Raw genomic sequence first — 17431 nt, forward strand, 5'->3', positions numbered from 1 at the left:
CATGACGGCAATGCTCGAAAAGGCTGCGAACGGCACCGCGCGTGTCGTTCGCATTGTCGGCCAGATGGCGGCGTGGCTCGGTCTCGCGCTCGTCCTTCTCGTCGCGTTCAACGTGCTGTCGCGCTACGCGCTCGGCATCAGCAGTGTCGCGACCCAGGAAGCGGAATGGCACCTGATGGCCGCGGGCGCGCTGCTCGGCATGTCCTATGGTCTGAACCAGGGCGGTGAGGTTCGGGTCGATGTTCTTTACGACAAGTTTTCACCCGAGCTGAAAGCGACGATCGACATCATCGCGGCAGCGATGCTGATGCTTGCGTCGATCTTCATCGTGTGGCTGTCGATCAGCTACGTAAACCAAAGCTATTCAATCGGCGAGATTTCGCCGGATCCAGGCGGCCTGCGCTATCGCTTTCTGCTGAAGGCCCTGATCCCTATCGCCTTCGTTCTGCTCGCGCTTCAGGCGCTGTCGATGATGCTCGAAAGCATCGTGCGGCGTGTGCATCTGAAGCAGCCTTTGGCCAATCCGGACAAGCACTGACATGCCATTCACCGAGTTTCTGGCGCTCGCCATGATCGGCGCCTTCTTCGTCATGCTGATGGCGGGCATTCCTGTCGCCATCTGCCTTGCCGTTACCGGGTTCGTGTTCGGCTATGCGGGCTTCGGGCCCATGCTGTTCAATCTGGTGCCGGCGCGCATCTACGGCGTCATCACCAACTATACCCTTCTGGCATTGCCTCTCTTCATCTTCATGGGCCTGATGCTGGAGCGATCGAAGATCGCGGAGCAATTGCTCGACGTCATCGGTCTGGCGATGGGCGGCATCCGCGGCGGCATGGCGCTTGCCATCATCATCGTCGGCGTTTTGATGGGCGCTGCGTCCGGCGTCGTCGGCGCAACGGTCGTCACGCTTGGCCTCATCGCGCTCGCACCGGTGATCAATCGCGGCTACGACAAGGGTGTCGCGACCGGCGTGATCTGTGCGTCCGGTACGCTTGGGCAGATCATTCCGCCAAGCTTGGTCCTGATCCTGCTGGCCGATATCATGGGCCAGTCGGTCGGCACGCTGTTTGCCGCAGCCCTCATTCCCGGTCTTCTGCTGTCGGGCATGTTCGTCCTCTACATCATCGTTCTTGGCCTGATGAAGCCGGACTCCATGCCGCCGATCCCGCAGGCCGAACGCGACGCCATCTCAGGCCGAGAGCTTGCGGTGAAGCTCCTGCAGGTCGTCGCGCCGCCCATCGCGCTGATCTTTCTCGTGCTGGGATCCATCATCGGCGGTGTTGCAGCGCCAACGGAAGCAGCCTCCATGGGCGCGCTCGGCTCCATCCTGCTTGCGGCGTTTACCGGCCGGCTCACCTATCCGATGATGCGGGAGGTCGTGCGGGCGTCCTTCATCGCCTCGGCCATGGTGTTCATGATCCTGATCTTCGCCCAGCCCTTCGCTCTCGCCTTTCGCGGTCTCGGCGGCGAGCGTCTGGTTCACGATGCTTTCAGCATGGTGCCCGGCGGCCTGGATGGGCAGATCCTGTTCCTGATGATCCTCATCTTCTTCCTCGGTTTCTTCCTGGAGTGGATCGAGATTTCCTACATCGCGCTTCCGCTGTTCCTCCCGGTTTTCGCGAGCGCCGGCGCCGACCTCACCTGGATCGCGATTCTCGTTGCGGTGAACCTGCAAATGTCGTTCCTGACGCCGCCCTTCGGCTGGGCGCTCTTCTTCCTGAAGGGCGTTGCGCCGCCGGGCGTGACCACGCTCGATATCTATCGGGGGGTTGTGCCCTTCATCGCAATTCAGGCATTGGCGGTGTTCATGGTCTATCTGTTCCCGGGGCTTGCGACATGGCTGCCGGAAGCAATCGGTTGGTGATGACATGCTGAAGAGTGCGTTGGGTTACAATGGTGCGTTCACCGCGCCGCATCGTGCGGCGGCGCTTGCCGGGCGAGATATCCTCGAGGCGGGCGGTACGGCCGTCGAGGCGATGGTGGCAGCGGCGGCGACGATCGCCGTCGTCTATCCGCACATGAACGGCATCGGTGGCGACGGCTTTTGGCTGATCAAGAAGAAGGGCGAAGCGCCCATCGGCATTTCGGGCTGTGGACGGGCAGCGGCTCTCGCGGATGTCGCCTTTTACCGGAAGGCCGGCCATGTCGACGCCATCCCGGCGCGCGGGGGCTTGGCTGCGTTGACCGTGCCCGGGACCATCGATGGATGGCGGCTGGCCTTGCAGCATGGCGGCGGACGCTTGCCACTTTCCGATTTGATGGCATCGGCCATCGGCTATGCGCGCGACGGGACTGCCGTCACCGGAAATCAGTCCGATTGTACCCGCGACAAGCTGTCGACGCTTGCAGACGTGCCGGGATTTGCGGAGCAGTTCCTTGTCGATGGCGCACCGCCTCGCGCCGGGCACCGGATGAAGCAGGCGGCGCTTGCAAATACATTCTCGCATCTCGCCGAGCAGGGTCTCGAAAGCTTCTACAAGGGCAACATCGCTGCTGCCCATGCGTGCTATCTCGAAGCCAATGGCAGTCCGCTGCGACTGTCCGACTTCCACAGCTTCGCGGCGAGCGAAGTCGCGCCGCTGTCGCTCACCACCTCGCTCGGCACGCTCTTCAACATGACGCCGCCGACCCAGGGTATCTCGTCGCTGATGATCCTCGGGCTGTTCGACCGTCTGGGCATCACGGAAGCCGAAGGTTTCGACCATCTCCACGGCCTGGTCGAAGCGACCAAACAGGCCTTCATCAAGCGCAATGCCGAGCTTGGCGATCCGGACGCGATGGCAGAGCCGGCGCAATCCTGGCTCGATGCGGCAGGACTGGACGCCATGGCCCGCCGGATCGACCGCCAGCGCGCGCTGCCCTGGCCTTACGAGCCGAAAGAAGGCGACACGATTTGGATGGGCGCAGTCGATGCGGAAGGCACCGTGGTGTCCTTCATCCAGAGTGTCTTCTGGGAATTTGGTTCCGGCCTGACTTGTCCGGAAACGGGCGTATTCTTCCAAAACCGTGGCGCAGGGTTCTCTCTGAAGCCGGGGCCGAACGAGCTTGCGCCTTTCAAGCGGCCGTTCCACACGTTGAACCCGGCCATGGCCGAGCTTTCGGATCGACGCGTCTTCGCCTATGGCACGATGGGTGGCGAAGGCCAGCCGCAGACGCAGGCGGCCATCTTCACCCGCTACGCGCAGTTTGGGCAGGATCTGCAGCAGGCAATAACGGCACCGCGCTGGCTCCTCGGCAAGACGTGGGGCGATGCCACGACGACGCTGAAGCTCGAAAGCCGTTTCCCCGCGAATCTGATCGAAGATCTCGGCCAAGCGGGTCACGAGGTGGAGATCATTCCCGAATTCTCCGATCTCGCAGGTCATGCCGGCGCGGTCGTTCTCCACGTCGATGGGCTGATGGAGAGCGCTTCCGACCCGCGCTCGGATGGGGCCGCCATCAGCTACTGAAGCATTGTTGCGCTCGATCGGCGGATCAGTTCCGCCGATCGAGCACCGCGCGTGCCGCACTTTGCAGATGGCGGCGGAGCGCTTTTTCCGCGTCGCGCGCGTTGCGATCCAATATTGCCGTGACGATCGTGTCGTGCTCGGCACAGGAGCGGGCGATGCGCTCGGTCATCCGGAATTGCGAGGAGCGGAACGGCGCAAGCTTGAGGCGCAAAGCCTGCGCGATCTCGACGACCTCGCCATTGTGCGTGCCGTCGAAGATCATGCCGTGAAAATCTGTGTTTGCCAGATCATAGCTTTGAAAATCGCGCTGCTCGGCCATGCGCTGCATCTTCAGGTGTAGCGTCTCGAAGGCGGCGCGCTCGCTGACCGTCATCCGCTCGGCAGCCAGCCGACCGCAGAGCGCCTCGATCTCGCCCATTGCCTCGAACATCTCGCCGATCCGCTCGCTCGATTGCTCCGAGACGATGACGCCGCGATAGGGCACGCGTTGCGCGAGCGACCTTGAGACCACCACATGAAGCGCTTCGCGCACGGGTGTTCGGGAAACGCCGAAGCGCTTCGCCAACGCATTTTCATCGAGCTTGCTGCCCGCCGGCAGAACCTGATTGACGATTTCCCGTTCCAACTCGGCGGCAATGAATGCGCTGTGGACGTTCTTGTGCATGTGCATGACGTAATTCTGGACCCGACGATCGGCGGCAGTTCATTCAAGCTTTCGCGATGAAAGTGTCTTCCGAACGGCCGCGCCGCGCAACACGCATTCAGATTTGTCCTCGACCGATGTGGAGCTCCACTGCGCTCGCTGATTAAGAGCCGTTCTTCCTGCGATTGCTCTCGCGCCAGGCGAGGAGCAGGGCGCCGCTGACGATCAGGGCCGCACCGATGAAGCTCGTTACCGGCGGCACGATGCCGAACAGGGCAAAGTCGTAGATCGCCGCGAAAATGAGCGTCGCGTAGAAGATCGGCATGACGAGGCTGGCATCGCCGCTTTTCATGGCCTGGATAAAGCACGTCTGGGCGCAGACCATGATCGAACCGAGCAGCGCGAGCATCAACCATTGCGTGGTGGTCGGCCAGATCCAGACGAAGCTCGCCGCCGTGACCGCGATGAGCATGCCGATTGTGTTGTTGATGACGAGGATTCGCAAGGGCGGCTCGCCACCCGCAAGCACCTTGATCATGATGGCTTCGAGACCGAGAAACAGGGCGGAGGCGAGGGCGACGAAGACCACCGGCTGGAAAGCCTCGCTGCCGGGCCGGATCAGCACCATGGCACCGATGAGTGCGAGCCCGGCGGCAGCCCAGCGCCACGGCCCGACGCGCTCGGAGAGAAGCGGGATGGCGAGGATCATCGCGACGATCGGGTTGAGAAACGAAATCGCCGTGGCATCGGCAAGCCGCATATAGGCCGATGCGGCGAAGAGGCAGGTGACGCCCGCCCAACCGGCGACGGAACGGCCGATGTGATACGGCAGCTTGGCGCTTTTGAGGGAAGGACGGAGGATCGCGACGATCGGCATCAAGGCGAGCCATGCAAACAGAAAGCGGCCCGCACTCACCTGCAGCGGATGCAGCGGTGAACCGCCGTCTGAACCGATCCCCTGACCGAGCGCCTTGGCGATGAGCGTCGTCGCCGCAATCAAGGCGCAGGCAAGCAGCATCATCACGATGCCTCTGAGGGCGCTGCCTGCCGGCTCAGCGGGGTATTGGGCAGCATGGGGCGCTGTCGCGTGGGTCGAGGACAAGGTCGAACTCCGATTGGGTCGCATCGGCGCCTCAATGCCATTGTTTTCCATACGCAACCAATAGAGACTGATGCGGCATCTATTCATTTTGGATATGCATCATGCGTCCGTCGGCCCATCAGCTCGAATGTTTCTCTGCCGTCATGAGGCTCGGCACGGCGACTGCGGCTGCCAATGTGCTCAACACCTCGCAACCGAGCGTGACCCGGGCACTGAAGCAATTGGAGGACGCAACGCGGCTTCTGCTGTTCGAGCGTCGCGAGGGGCGTTTGCATCCAACCGCGGAAGCCAGGGAACTGATGGCGCAGGTGGAGGCGAGCTTTGCTGGACTGGAGCGGATCGGGCATGCGGCCGAGATGATCCTGCGCCGCCGTCGCGGCATGGTCCGGATCGGCTGCCTGCCGGCCTTCGCGCAAGGCTTCATCGCCCGGGCAATGGCTTCTTTCTTGCGCGATGAGCCTGACCGTCACGTCTCCCTGGTGCCGTTGACAGTTCGAGACCTCATGCGAGCGTTGCGGGACCAGGAGTTGGACCTCGGTATTGTGGCGTTCGAGGTGGCTGCATCGGACGAGCTTGCTGCAGAACGGTTCACCGACATGAACGAGATCGCGTTGCTGCCACCGGGGCATCGGCTGGCGGAACGCGGTGCCATCAGCCTCGCGGAGCTCGACGGCGAGGCGATGATCGCCATTGCCGAAACCGATCCCTATCGGCGCCGAACGGAGGCGATCATGGATGCGGCCGGCGCTCGTCCACGCCATGTGGTGGAAACGGCGACAAGCCATGGGGTCGGGTCCATGGTCGCAGCCGGGCTCGGGGTCGGGATCATGAACCCGATCACCGCTCTCGACTTCCTCGGCTCCGGTGCAACGATGCTGCGCCTCAAAGATCGCCTGCCTTTCCATACGACATTGGTGACGCCGCGGCGGCTTGAACGGCCTGGCGCAATCCAGAACTGCATCGATTCCCTGAACGCGGAACGGGCCGCATCGCTCGAAAGAGTCGACGCCCTGCTTGGGCCAGTGATGCCGGTAAAGGAGGACTGAAGATGTATCGGGCGAACCCTTGGAAGGCAAAGGAACTGCCTGCGGAGCTTGCGGCACTGCCGCAGCTTGCCGATGACGCTGGCCCGGTGCTTGCGTTGCTGTCGCGATGTCCGGCCTATCTTCCGACGCCGTTGTTGCGCATGTCGTCGCTCGGCGCATCGATCGGCGGTGCAAGCCTTTGGGTCAAGGACGAGACGGCGCGGATGGGGCTCGGATCGTTCAAGGCGCTCGGCGCCGCCTATGCGATTGCGCGCGATGCCGTTGCGGCTGCGGGCGATGACAATCTCGCGTCGGCGCTTGCTGGCCGGACCTATGTGACGGCGAGTGCTGGCAATCACGGAATGTCGGTCGCGGCCGGAGCGCGCGTCTTCGGCGCGCATGCCGTCATCTTCATCAGCGAGACGGTGTCGGACGAGATCGCCGGAAGGCTCCGCGGCAAGGGGGCGCGGGTTGTCCGTCAAGGCCATGACTACGAGGCCAGCATGGCCGCGGCGGCCGAGGCTGCCGACGCCAATGGCTGGACGCTGCTCTCCGATTCCACGTGGCCCGGTTATACGACGCCGGCACTCGACGTCATGGCCGGCTATCTGGCGCTCGCCGAAGAGATCGTGAACGAGACGGTGACGCCGCCGACACATGTCTTTCTGCAGGCAGGCGTGGGCGGGTTCGCGGCAGCGATGCTCGCGCGCTTCAGAAATGCCTGGGGGAGCGATGGCTTCGAGGCACTTGTCGTCGAGCCGGCATTCGCGCCATGCATTATGGAGAGCCTTGTCGCCGGGCGCGCGGTGCGGGCCGATGGGCCGGTCTCGGCCATGGGCCGGCTCGACTGCAAGGAGCCGTCGCATGTCGCTTTGGCCACGATCGCCCGGCTCGCCGATGGCTGCCTGACCGTGACGGAAGAGGAGGCCGCCGATGCCGCCAGCATGCTCTTGACAGTGGGGATTGCCACGACGCCTTCCGGTGCTGCGGGATTTGCCGGCGCGATCGGCTACCAGAAAGTGGTGGGTGGTCTTGGTGCTGATGCCCGCGTTCTGGTCGTGGTCACCGAAGGCACGTGACGCTCAACGATGGGGATGGATCGTGAGCGGACGCTGTTCTTCGATCGCTTCCATCGCGAAATAGGACGTCACGGATTCGAGTTCGACCGCCTCGATCAGGCGCTGGTAGACGGCGTCGTAGCTGATCATGTCGCGGGTGACGATCTTCAACATGTAATCGTAGTCGCCGCCGATACGGAAGAAGTCGGTAATGTCCGGGATCGAGGACACATGGGTGCGGAACGTCTTCAGCCAACTCGTCGAGTGATGGCGCGTGCGCACCATGACGAAGACGACAAGGCCCAGTTCGACCTTGTGGCGGGCAACGCGGATCGTGCGGCCGGCAATGATGCCGTCGTCTTCCAGCGCCTTCAGCCGTCTCCAGCACGCATTTTGCGACAGGCCGATCTTCTGGGCCAAATCGCGCTGCGACAGGCCAGCGTCTAGCTGAAGCTCGCGCAATAGTCTTGCGTCAAATTGATCGATTTTTCGGGTCATCGTCGTTCATTTGACCCAATTCGCGTTTGTTTAGCAAACATTTTGATGAACATTTCCCACTGCATCTGCGTCAAACTTGTTTCAAGGAATCGAACCAAGGCATGCACAGATGGATGGGAGCTTGGAAAACTGGGCCAAGGAACTGGCGGGCGAGGGAGATCTGATCGCTCGGCTTCGTGACGGCCTGATCGGCGAGGGTGCCTTGATCGAAGGCCCTTTTGGGCCGCGCCGGCTCGTCTATGCTGACTACACTGCGTCCGGCCGGGCGCTGCGGCAGATCGAAATGTTTGTGATGGAACAGGTTCTGCCGTTTTACGCCAACAGCCACACCGAGGCGTCCCATTGCGGGGCCTATTCCACCCGCCTGCGCGAAGCTGCACGCGCATCGATTGGGCGCATGCTCGCCGCTGGCAGCGCATATAGCGTCATCTTCACCGGATCGGGTGCGACCGCCGCCATCAACCGGCTCGTCGGCTTGCTGGCGATCACGGAGCGGATTGCGCGCGGCGAAGCCGTCACGGTCATCATCGGTCCCTACGAGCATCACTCCAACCTTCTGCCGTGGCGCGAGAGCGGCGCGCGGATCGTGGAGATCTCCGAAGAAGAGGGCGGCGGCCCGGACCAGGTTCAACTGACTGAAGCGCTTGTGGATGCAACGTCGCGGGGCTTCACGGTTGCTGCGTTCTCTGCCGCGTCCAACGTGACGGGCATTGTCAGCGATGTCGTCGGCATCACGCGGCTCGTGAAGGCCCATGGCGCGATCGCGATCTGGGACTATGCTGCCGGCGCACCCTATCTGCCGATGTCCATGGTGCCTGCGGACGACGCGGCGATCGATGCCATTGTCTTCTCTCCGCATAAATTCATTGGCGGGCCGGGAGCGTCTGGCATCCTCGCTTTGAAGAACGATATCGTCGCGACCACGCGGCCGACTCTCCCAGGTGGGGGAACCGTGTCTTTCGTCTCACCATGGGCGCATCGCTACAGCGACAAGATCATTGCACGCGAGGAGGCCGGGACGCCGAACGGGATCAGCGATATTCGCGCCGCACTCGTGCTACTGGTCAAACAGGCGGTCGGTCAGTCCTTCATCTCCAGGCGTAACCGTGAGTTGCGGGCGATGGCGCTCGAGCGCTGGTCGAACAATCCGCGGCTTGAGGTTCTGGGCGGACACATCGAGGACGCCTTGCCCATCATGTCGTTGCGCGTGCGCGACGGTCGGGGCGGCCATGTGCACCACCAACTCGTCACTCGCATGCTGAGCGATCATCACGGCATCCAGGCACGGGGCGGCTGCGCCTGCGCCGGGCCTTACGCCCACCGACTTCTCGGTATCGACGAGGTGGCTTCGCGCGATTTGGCCGCGGCAATCGATGCGGGAATGGAAATGGAAAAGCCCGGCTGGGTACGGCTGAATTTCAGCTATCTGCTGAGCGACGAGAAGGCGCGCTTCATCATTGACGCCGTCGACGATCTGGCGTCGAACGCTGCCGATCTTGCCTGCGACTATCGCCCAGATCCCGCAACCGCGCGCTTTGCGGTCAGCCGAGAAAGCAGTGTCGCGGCATGATATGAGGGGTCGCCATTGACGCTTGCCGCATCGCTGGACCTCGGGCATGATGCTCTCCAATATATTGGAGGAGGCAATGCCCGTATGGATCTGGGAAAGAGGATTTCCGAGCGCCTGAAGGAGATCCGCCGAGAGCGCAACCTGTCGCTTGATGCCGTCGCCCGGCTGTCGGGTGTGTCGCGCTCGATGCTGTCGCAGATCGAACGCGGAAGCTCCAGCCCCACCGTCTCTACCTTGTGGAACCTGACGCGTGCGCTCGACGTCGATTTCGCGGGTTTGATCGACGGAAAGGTGCCGGTGAATGACGGCTTCCGGGAGATCGTCAAGGCCGATCGGATCCCCACAATCGAGTCAAAAGGCGAGGGATGTCGTCTAAAGATTCTCAGTCCACCGGATTATGCGGGCGACTGCGAGCTTTACGAAGTGATTTTCGATGCTGGCGGTGCGCTTGTCAGCGAACCGCATCGCGACGGTTGCGAAGAGCACCTGACCATCCTGGAGGGGGAGATCACCGTCAAATCCGGCGTGCGCTCTCTCGATCTCGAAAAGGGTGATACGGCCTGTTATCGGGCAGACCGGCCGCATTCTTTGGAGGCCAAGAGCGGCCCCGCACGCGCAATTCTCATGGTGCGCAACTCCTAGTTTGCATCAATCGCGGGCAGTCACATTCCGTGCATTCTTATTGTTCAACATCGATTGACATGTCCGCTATATTGGATAACGTTCTTAGTCGAAAGTGTTAGCCGGCGTCTGCAAGGAGACCGTCTTGTCCGCATTCCTCGCCCGCATCGATGCCGAATTGGCGGAGATCCGCGCTGCCGATCTTTACAAGACGGAGCGGCCGATCCAGTCGCCACAGGCTGCGCGGGTATCGATCGAAGGCCGCGGCGGCGACATCATCAATCTCTGTGCCAACAATTATCTCGGTCTTGCCGATAATCCGGAACTCGTCGCAGCCGCGACCGCGGCGCTGGAAACGTCGGGATACGGCATGGCCAGCGTGCGCTTCATCTGCGGCACGCATGATCTGCACCGGGAACTGGAAAAATCGATCGCGCGCTATCTCGGCAAGGACGATGCGATCCTGTTCGCTGCGTGTTTTGATGCCAATGGCGGATTGTTCGAGCCGCTTTTGACCGATCAGGATGCGATTGTCTCCGACAGCCTGAACCATGCCTCCATCATCGACGGTATCCGGCTCTGCAAGGCAAAGCGCTATCGCTATGCCAATTCCGACATGAACGAACTGGAAGCGGCGCTGAAGCAGGCGCGGGCCGATGGTGCGCGTACGATCATGATCGCGACGGACGGCGTCTTCTCGATGGATGGCTATCTCGCCAAGCTGCCGGAGATCGTTGCATTGGCGCGAGCCTACGATGCGGTCGTGATGGTCGACGATTGTCATGCGACGGGCATCATGGGCGAGCGCGGCGCAGGCACGCATGTGCACCACGGCGTGGCTGACGGGATCGATATCCTCACCGGCACGCTGGGCAAGGCGCTCGGCGGTGCGATCGGCGGCTATATCGCTGGTCCGCAGGCCGTGATCGATCTTCTGCGCCAGCGCGCGCGTCCGTATCTATTTTCAAATGCCCTTCCTCCCATGGTCACGGCTGCCAGCATCAAGGCAATCGAACTGGCCGAAAAGGGCGACCATCTGCGTGCGCGGCTTTACGCCAATACGATGAAATGGCGCTCAGGTCTCGAGGCGCTCGGCTTCCGCCTTCTGCCGGGCGAACACCCGATCGTGCCGGTCATGTTCGGCGAGGCGTCCGTTGCGCAGGCCATGGCCAAGCGGCTCTACGAAGCAGGCGTCTATGTCAGCGGCTTCTTCTATCCCGTCGTTCCCAAAGGCCAGGCGCGGATCCGCACCCAGATGAATGCGGCTTTGACCGAGGACGATTTGGATGCGGCACTTGCTGCATTCGGCGAAGCAGGGCGCGAACTGAAGGTGATCTCGTGATCTCGAATACCGGAACCATGTTCGCCCTGGCCAAGTCGGAACCCCGTGAGGGGCTTTGGCAAACGGAAGTGGCCATTCCGGAAATCGGGCCGGATCAGGTGCTGATCAAGGTCTCGAAAACCGGGATCTGCGGCACCGATGTGCATATCTGGAAATGGGACGAATGGGCGCAACGCACTATTCCCGTGCCCATGGTCGTCGGGCATGAATATTCCGGGACGATCGTCGATGTGGGCCGCTCCGTCACCAATCTGAAGGTTGGCCAGCGGGTTTCGGGCGAAGGCCATATCGTCGGCAATTCGAGCCGCGCCGCGCGGGCTGGACGCTTCCATCTCGATCCCGAGACGCGCGGGATCGGCGTCAATATTCCGGGCGCCTTTGCGCAATATCTGGCGCTTCCGGCGTTCAACGTCATTCCATTGCCCGATGAAGTCGACGATGAGATCGGCGCGATCCTCGATCCGCTGGGCAATGCCGTGCATACCGCTCTTTCGTTCGACATCATTGGCGAGGATGTGCTGATCACCGGCGCGGGGCCGATCGGCATCATGGCGGCGATCGTCGCACGCCATGTCGGCGCACGGCACATCGTGGTAACCGATGTGAACCAGGCCCGGCTCGATCTTGCCGCCAAGCTTTGCGATGTCGTTCCGGTCAACACAGCCACGCAGGATCTGCGCAGTGAGATGGGCCGCATCGGTCTGCGGGAAGGTTTCGACGTCGGTTTCGAGATGAGCGGCTCAGACGTCGCTTTCCGGCAGATGGTCGACACGCTCGTCATGGGCGGTCGCATCGCGTTTCTGGGGCTGCCTGCACAACCGATGCTTGTGGACTGGTCGTCGATCGTGCTGAAGAGCCTCGTTATCAAGGGCGTCTATGGCCGTGAGATGTTCGAGACCTGGTACAAGATGCTCGCCATGCTGCAGTCCGGGCTGGATGTGCGCGGCGTGATCTCCCATCGGCTTGCTGCCGCTGACTTCGACAAGGGGTTTGAGGCGATTAAGCGCGGCGAAGCCGCCAAGATCGTGCTCGACTGGTCGGATACGGGCACGAGCGGCTTCGCCATGCAGAGGACGGCAGCGCAATGAGCGGATCATCCCTGGCCACCGATGACTCAGGGCTTGATGCGCTCAATACACGGGTGCGCAAGGATCTGGAGCTTTTGTGCCGCCCGCCGGCCAATTGGGTGCCTCCACGCCATGTAAAAGGCCAGCCGGTCGTGGATGTCGTGATCATCGGCGGCGGTATGTGTGGCCTTGTCGCTGCCTTCGCGCTTCAATCCGCCGGCATCCGCAATGTGCGCATCTTTGATCGCAATCCGGCCGGCCACGAAGGGCCGTGGGTGAATTACGCGCGCATGGAAACGCTGCGTTCGCCCAAGCAGTTAACCGGTCCGGCCTATGGCATTCCTTCGCTGACTTTCAGGTCATGGTTCACTGCGCAGTTCGGCGAAACGGAATGGGACGCGCTGGACAAGATCCCACGTCCCATGTGGATGGACTATCTGCGCTGGTACCGCGCAGTCCTGGAGATCCAGGTCGAGAATGACGTGAATGTCGATCGCATTCTGCCCGAGGGTGATTATCTGAAGCTCGATCTCTCGGGCGCCGGCACGAATGACGCCCAGGTTTTCGCGCGCAAGGTCATCATGGCGACCGGCCGTGACGGGACCGGGCATCCGAACATTCCGGCCTTCGTCGACGGTTTGCCGAAATCGGCCTGGGCGCATTCGTCCGAAGACATCGACTTCAAGGCGCTGAAAGGCAAGCGCGTGGCGGTCGTCGGCGTCGGCGCATCCGCGGTCGACAATTCTGCCGAAGCGCTTGAAGCGGGTGCTGCAGAAGTTCGCCATCTGATCCGGCGGAAGCACATGCCGACCATCAACAAGATGATGGGCATTGGCTCCTTCGGTTTCACGGCGGCGTTTCCACGTCTCTCGGACGCGTGGCGCTGGCGCTTCATGCACTATTCTTTCTTGACGCAGACACCGTCGCCGCGCGGGTCGACCTTGCGCGTCAGCCGGCATCCCAATGCATACTTCCACTTCGGCAAGGGCATCGACCGAATTACCCATGACGGGCGGGAACTCGATATTGCGATGCAGGACGGCAGCCGTCTCAAGACGGACTTCCTCATTCTCGGGACAGGTTTCACGGTCGAGCCGCTGGCACGCACCGAGCTTGATGGTTACGCCGACAAGATCCTGCTTTGGGGCGATCGTTACGCTGCGCCTGCCGGTTTGCAGCATTCTGAATTGGCGAAGTTTCCCTATCTTGCCGACGATTTTGCTTTCCAGGAGCGCGAAGAGGGCACGGCACCGTGGCTTTCGGCGATCCACTGCTTCAACTACGGCGCATCGGTCAGCCTCGGCAAGGTCAGCGGCGACATTCCCGGCATCAGCGAGGGTGCCGCTTGGCTTGCCCGTGAGATCGCTGCCACGCTCTATCGCGAGGACGTCGATATACATTTCGCGTCCATGGAAGCTTACGACAAGCCGGAGCTTCTGGGCGACGAGTGGACCGAAACGTTGCTCCCCGGCGAGGAGCTCGACGAGCCCGCATTGAAAACGGGGAGCGACGCCCGATGAGCACTGATGTGGTGACGCGGCTCGCATCGGTGAGTGACGATGGCTCTAAAGTCGCCGCTGCCGTGGCGTTGCGAGCCGATGTGTTCGCAATGACGCAAGCGGCGCATGATGCAGCGCTGAAGCCGACCGATACCGGCGGCTTGACCCATGCCGAGCGGGCGGCACTCGCGACCCGGATCGCGAAGCTCAACCGCTGTGATGAGCTTGCCGCGCACTATTCGGAACTGCTTGCCAGTTATGACGCAGACGAAGACGCGCTCGCGATCGCCGATCCCGCCTTCGATGGCGATGCCTGGTCGCGCATCAACGCCGTTTTGACGTTTACCGATCTTGTCGCCGCCAACCCGAAGGCGACGCAGCCTGACGACGTCGCGTCGCTGCAAGCCGCCGGCGTTTCGGATGCCGACATCGTGCGGCTGGCCGAGCTCAACGCCTTCCTTGCCTACCAGATCCGGTTGCTTGCGGGATTGAAGCTGATGCGGGGTGCGGCATGAACGCGGTGATCCACGACTTCACCACCGAGGTTCCCGAGTGGCGCCCGCGGGTCAAACCCATCGACCTGGCCGAGGCGACGCCGGAGCAGCTCGATGCGCTCAAGGTGACGCCGTCGAACACGAAGGTTTCCGACTACGTCCTGGTGCTCGCCAACGATGTCGAAACGCTGAAGGTCCGCACGCCGCTCTTCAACGCGATCATGTACAACAAGGGTGGCTTGAGCCGTGCGGAGCGGGAGATCGGCGCCACCGCGGCGTCGGTGGTCAATCGCTGCGTCTATTGCGCGGCCGTCCATTCCAGCCGCTACAATCAGCTTGCCAAGGACGAAGCGGTCATGCAGCGCATCTTCGCGGATGGCGAAGAGGCTGATCTGGATGAGCGCGCATCGGCGATCTTCAAATTCGCGACCAAGCTCTCCAAGGCCCCGAGCGAGGCGGATGCAGACGACATGCAGCGACTGCGCGACATCGGCATGAGCGAGGAAGAAATCCTCGATCTCATCCTGTCGACGGCGCTGTTCGGCTGGGCAAACCGGTTGATGCACGTGCTTGGCGATCCGGTGGCGAAAGCGGACTGATCTTGGGCCTACAAAAGCCCGTTCGAAATGATGAAATGAGAGGAATTGAGAGTGGAGCAGGGCAGCAAGGGGATCGTGAAGGTCGGTATCGTCGGGGCAGGGTCCATCGCATTCGGCGCGGCTGCCTACCTGGAGAATGCCGGTCACCGCGCCATGCTCTGGTCGCCATCGGGCGCGCGCACAAAGCGTCTGGCAGCCGGTGAAGCGCTCATTGCTTCCGGTGCACTGGAAGGCACTTTCCATCCTGCAGTCGCGGGGTCGGCGCAGCAACTCGTCGAAGCCAATGACGTGCTGATGATCGCCTTGCCGGGCTATGGCCACAAAGCTGTCATGGACGCCATCGCGCCTTTCATCCGCGACGGTCAGGCCGTCCTGATCAGCTCGCATGCCTCGTTCGGCGCGCTCTATCTCAACCGGCTTCTGGCCGAGCGCGGCATCGTCGTTCCGATCGTCGCCTGGGGGACGACCGTCACCACCGGACGACAGCCAAGCCTCGTCGAGGCGCAGGTCAATACGGTGCGCAGCAAGGTCGATGTCGCAACCGTGCCGGAATCCATGAGCGCCGAGGGACTCGCGGTTTGCCAGACGCTCTTCGGCGACCGTTTCGTGCAGCGCGACGGCATTCTCGCCATCGCGCTTTCGAACCTCAATCCGCAGAACCACATGGGCATCGCGCTTTGCAACATGACCCGCATGGAGCACGGCGAAACCTGGCCGCAAGGGCTCAACGTCACGCCCAATGTCGGGCGCCTGCTCGAGGAACTCGATCGCGAACGCATCGCCATCGCCGAAGCGCTCGGGCTCAAGGTGCGGGACATCTTCGAACACTTCCATCTGTCGTTCCATGTGCCGAAGGACAGTGTTTCGGCCATGAACCAGGAAATGCACCGCGAAGGGCGTGGCGGGACCGGCCCAGCCACAGCGGATTCACGCTACGTCACCGAGGATGTGCCGTTCGGCCTTCTGATGACGGTTAAGCTCGGCGAACTCACTGGCCGCCCCGCAGTCCTTCATGACGCCGGCGTGCGCATCTTCTCCGCGATGTATGGCCGGGATTTCGCCGCCGAGAACACGCTTCTCGACGCGATCGGCATGTCCGATCTTTCCCTGGAGCGGCTGCGCCAACTGGCTCGCGACGGCTTCGAGGTTTCGACGGAGGCGCGCGCCGCAAGCTGATTTTTGAGTACACGGGACGAAGAAGCCCGACCCAACAAAAGATCATGACAGGCACTGGCCGTTAAGCCTCCGCGTGCGAGACGGCCGATCATCACCGGAAACAGAGGGAGACTACGCAATGACGAAATTTCACATCAATCGCCGCAGGCTGATCCAGACGTCGGCCGCTGGTGCCGCTATTCTGGCCGCACCGTCCATTCTCCGCTCGCGTGAAGCGCGTGCCCAGGAAGGCACCGTCAACATCTGGACCTATGCCAACTTCATTCCGCAGGACTTCATCAGCGAGTTCCAGAACGAGACCGGCATTCAGATCCAGGTGCGTCTCGTCGACGACCAGGGCAAGCAGTTCAACCTTCTGGCGGCCGAACAGCCGCAGCCGACCGTCGACATTCTGACGGTTGCCGGCCACCGCTTCCTGCAGTTCATCGAATCCGGTCTCCTCGCACCGATCGACACGGACCGTCTGACGAACTGGGGCAACATCAACACCATTTACTCGGAAAGCGACTGGGGCACGATCAACGGCGAGAAGTGGGGCGCACCCGTGCTCTCCGGCGCCGAGGTGCTGGCCTGGAACACCGAAATGGTCGACGCGTCCGAGACGACCAGCTGGGACGTGATGTTCGACCCGAAATATCAGGGCCAGACCGCGTACATCATCCAGGACATGATGTCCGTCATGATGCTCTACAAGGGCTATGACGGCAACATGATCGAATACATGGACGATCCGGAGCGTGCTGCCGAGATCGTGCGCGAAACGCGCGATTTCATGATCGAAAACAAGGGTATGGTCCGCAAGTTCTACGACTCCGGCGCCGAAATCCAGCAGATGTTCATCAACCAGGATGTCGTTCTCGCCCATGCCTGGAACGGCCCGATCTCCAAGCTGATCATGGACGGTTTCCCGATCGACATGACGATCCCGAAGGAAGGCTCTTACGGCTTCATCTACACGTTCAACATCGCCGAGAACGCGCCGAACGCCGACAACGCCTACACCTTCCTCGACGCGCTTCTGGCTCGTCCGGAGATTGGTGCGGCAATGACGCGCGCATCGGGCTACCTGTCGACCATGAACGGCGTCAACGATCACCTGAGCGAGCTTGAGCAGCGTGCATCGTCGTTCACCGAAGAGGAACTGGAAGGTCTGCAGTTCTTCCGCGCCGAGGCCAACGAGATGAAGTACCAGCTCGTCGACCCGGCCGTTGAAGAAATCAAGGCAGCCTGATCTTTCACCGGAGCGGGCGGTCTAGCGTCCGCTCCGGCCATTTTCGTACTTCAAGC

17 protein-coding genes are annotated in these 17431 nt (G+C 62.1%); 14 read left to right on the top strand and 3 right to left on the bottom strand.

Features of this window, described 5'->3' with window-relative positions; all coding sequences use genetic code 11:
* Window position 1: 1 nt before the first annotated feature.
* From PU133_RS06605 to PU133_RS06615, 3 genes are read left to right on the top strand one after another with little or no spacing between them, the layout of a single operon-like run.
* Complete coding sequence (locus PU133_RS06605; RefSeq protein WP_404863989.1) at window positions 2-538, top strand: TRAP transporter small permease subunit; 537 nt, start codon at window positions 2-4, stop codon at window positions 536-538.
* Between the two features lies 1 nt (window position 539).
* Window positions 540-1865: a TRAP transporter large permease subunit gene (locus tag PU133_RS06610; RefSeq protein ID WP_404863991.1), complete on the top strand. Its 1326-nt coding sequence runs from the start codon at window positions 540-542 to the stop codon at window positions 1863-1865.
* A gap of 4 nt (window positions 1866-1869) precedes the next feature.
* Window positions 1870-3450, top strand: coding sequence for a gamma-glutamyltransferase family protein (locus PU133_RS06615; protein ID WP_404863992.1), 1581 nt, complete (start codon window positions 1870-1872; stop codon window positions 3448-3450).
* Between the two features lie 25 nt (window positions 3451-3475).
* On the opposite strand, the gene PU133_RS06620 is transcribed toward PU133_RS06615, so the two are convergent.
* Entirely contained in the window at window positions 3476-4120 is a 645-nt protein-coding gene (locus PU133_RS06620) for a GntR family transcriptional regulator (protein WP_126008866.1), read from the bottom strand.
* 136 nt (window positions 4121-4256) lie between these two features.
* Entirely contained in the window at window positions 4257-5195 is a 939-nt protein-coding gene (locus PU133_RS06625) for a DMT family transporter (RefSeq protein WP_404863993.1), read from the bottom strand.
* Window positions 5196-5296: 101 nt separating this feature from the next.
* Between PU133_RS06625 and PU133_RS06630 the strand changes: the two genes are divergently transcribed.
* Together PU133_RS06630 and PU133_RS06635 are read left to right on the top strand one after the other, a co-directional pair.
* On the top strand, window positions 5297-6241 hold the full coding sequence (locus tag PU133_RS06630) for a LysR substrate-binding domain-containing protein (protein ID WP_404863994.1): 945 nt from the start codon (window positions 5297-5299) through the stop codon (window positions 6239-6241).
* A gap of 2 nt (window positions 6242-6243) precedes the next feature.
* Window positions 6244-7299, top strand: a complete 1056-nt coding sequence (locus tag PU133_RS06635) for a pyridoxal-phosphate dependent enzyme (RefSeq protein ID WP_404863995.1) — start codon at window positions 6244-6246, stop codon at window positions 7297-7299.
* Window positions 7300-7302: 3 nt separating this feature from the next.
* Here the strand turns inward: PU133_RS06635 and PU133_RS06640 are convergent, their stop codons facing one another.
* Window positions 7303-7776, bottom strand: a complete 474-nt coding sequence (locus tag PU133_RS06640; protein ID WP_404863996.1) for an Lrp/AsnC family transcriptional regulator — start codon at window positions 7774-7776, stop codon at window positions 7303-7305.
* A 109-nt stretch (window positions 7777-7885) separates the two neighbouring features.
* Between PU133_RS06640 and PU133_RS06645 the strand changes: the two genes are divergently transcribed.
* The 9 genes from PU133_RS06645 (at window position 7886) to PU133_RS06685 (ending at window position 17375) form a co-directional block, all read left to right on the top strand.
* Complete coding sequence (locus PU133_RS06645; RefSeq protein ID WP_404863997.1) at window positions 7886-9346, top strand: aminotransferase class V-fold PLP-dependent enzyme; 1461 nt, start codon at window positions 7886-7888, stop codon at window positions 9344-9346.
* Window positions 9347-9430: 84 nt separating this feature from the next.
* The gene (locus PU133_RS06650) at window positions 9431-9988 is read left to right on the top strand and encodes a helix-turn-helix domain-containing protein (protein ID WP_404863999.1); all 558 of its coding nucleotides are present in this window, start codon (window positions 9431-9433) and stop codon (window positions 9986-9988) included.
* Window positions 9989-10112: 124 nt separating this feature from the next.
* A complete protein-coding gene (locus PU133_RS06655; RefSeq protein ID WP_404864000.1) occupies window positions 10113-11309 on the top strand; it encodes a glycine C-acetyltransferase in 1197 nt (398 codons plus the stop codon).
* A 17-nt stretch (window positions 11310-11326) separates the two neighbouring features.
* A complete protein-coding gene (tdh, locus tag PU133_RS06660; protein WP_404864461.1) occupies window positions 11327-12397 on the top strand; it encodes an L-threonine 3-dehydrogenase in 1071 nt (356 codons plus the stop codon).
* Window positions 12394-13896: an NAD(P)-binding domain-containing protein gene (locus tag PU133_RS06665; protein ID WP_404864001.1), complete on the top strand. Its 1503-nt coding sequence runs from the start codon at window positions 12394-12396 to the stop codon at window positions 13894-13896. Before tdh ends, PU133_RS06665 begins: the two co-directional genes overlap by 4 nt.
* A complete protein-coding gene (locus PU133_RS06670) occupies window positions 13893-14390 on the top strand; it encodes a CMD domain-containing protein (protein WP_404864002.1) in 498 nt (165 codons plus the stop codon). Before PU133_RS06665 ends, PU133_RS06670 begins: the two co-directional genes overlap by 4 nt.
* A complete protein-coding gene (locus PU133_RS06675; protein ID WP_404864003.1) occupies window positions 14387-14968 on the top strand; it encodes a peroxidase-related enzyme in 582 nt (193 codons plus the stop codon). The genes PU133_RS06670 and PU133_RS06675 overlap by 4 nt, the downstream gene beginning before the upstream one ends.
* Window positions 14969-15043: 75 nt before the next feature.
* Window positions 15044-16144 (top strand): NAD/NADP octopine/nopaline dehydrogenase family protein, encoded by a 1101-nt coding sequence (locus tag PU133_RS06680; protein WP_404864462.1) that lies wholly within the window; start codon window positions 15044-15046, stop codon window positions 16142-16144.
* Window positions 16145-16262: 118 nt separating this feature from the next.
* A complete protein-coding gene (locus tag PU133_RS06685; RefSeq protein WP_404864004.1) occupies window positions 16263-17375 on the top strand; it encodes an extracellular solute-binding protein in 1113 nt (370 codons plus the stop codon).
* Window positions 17376-17431 lie beyond the last annotated feature (56 nt).

It is taken from the genome of Georhizobium sp. MAB10 (assembly GCF_045012825.1).
Lineage (GTDB): Bacteria > Pseudomonadota > Alphaproteobacteria > Rhizobiales > Rhizobiaceae > Georhizobium > Georhizobium profundi.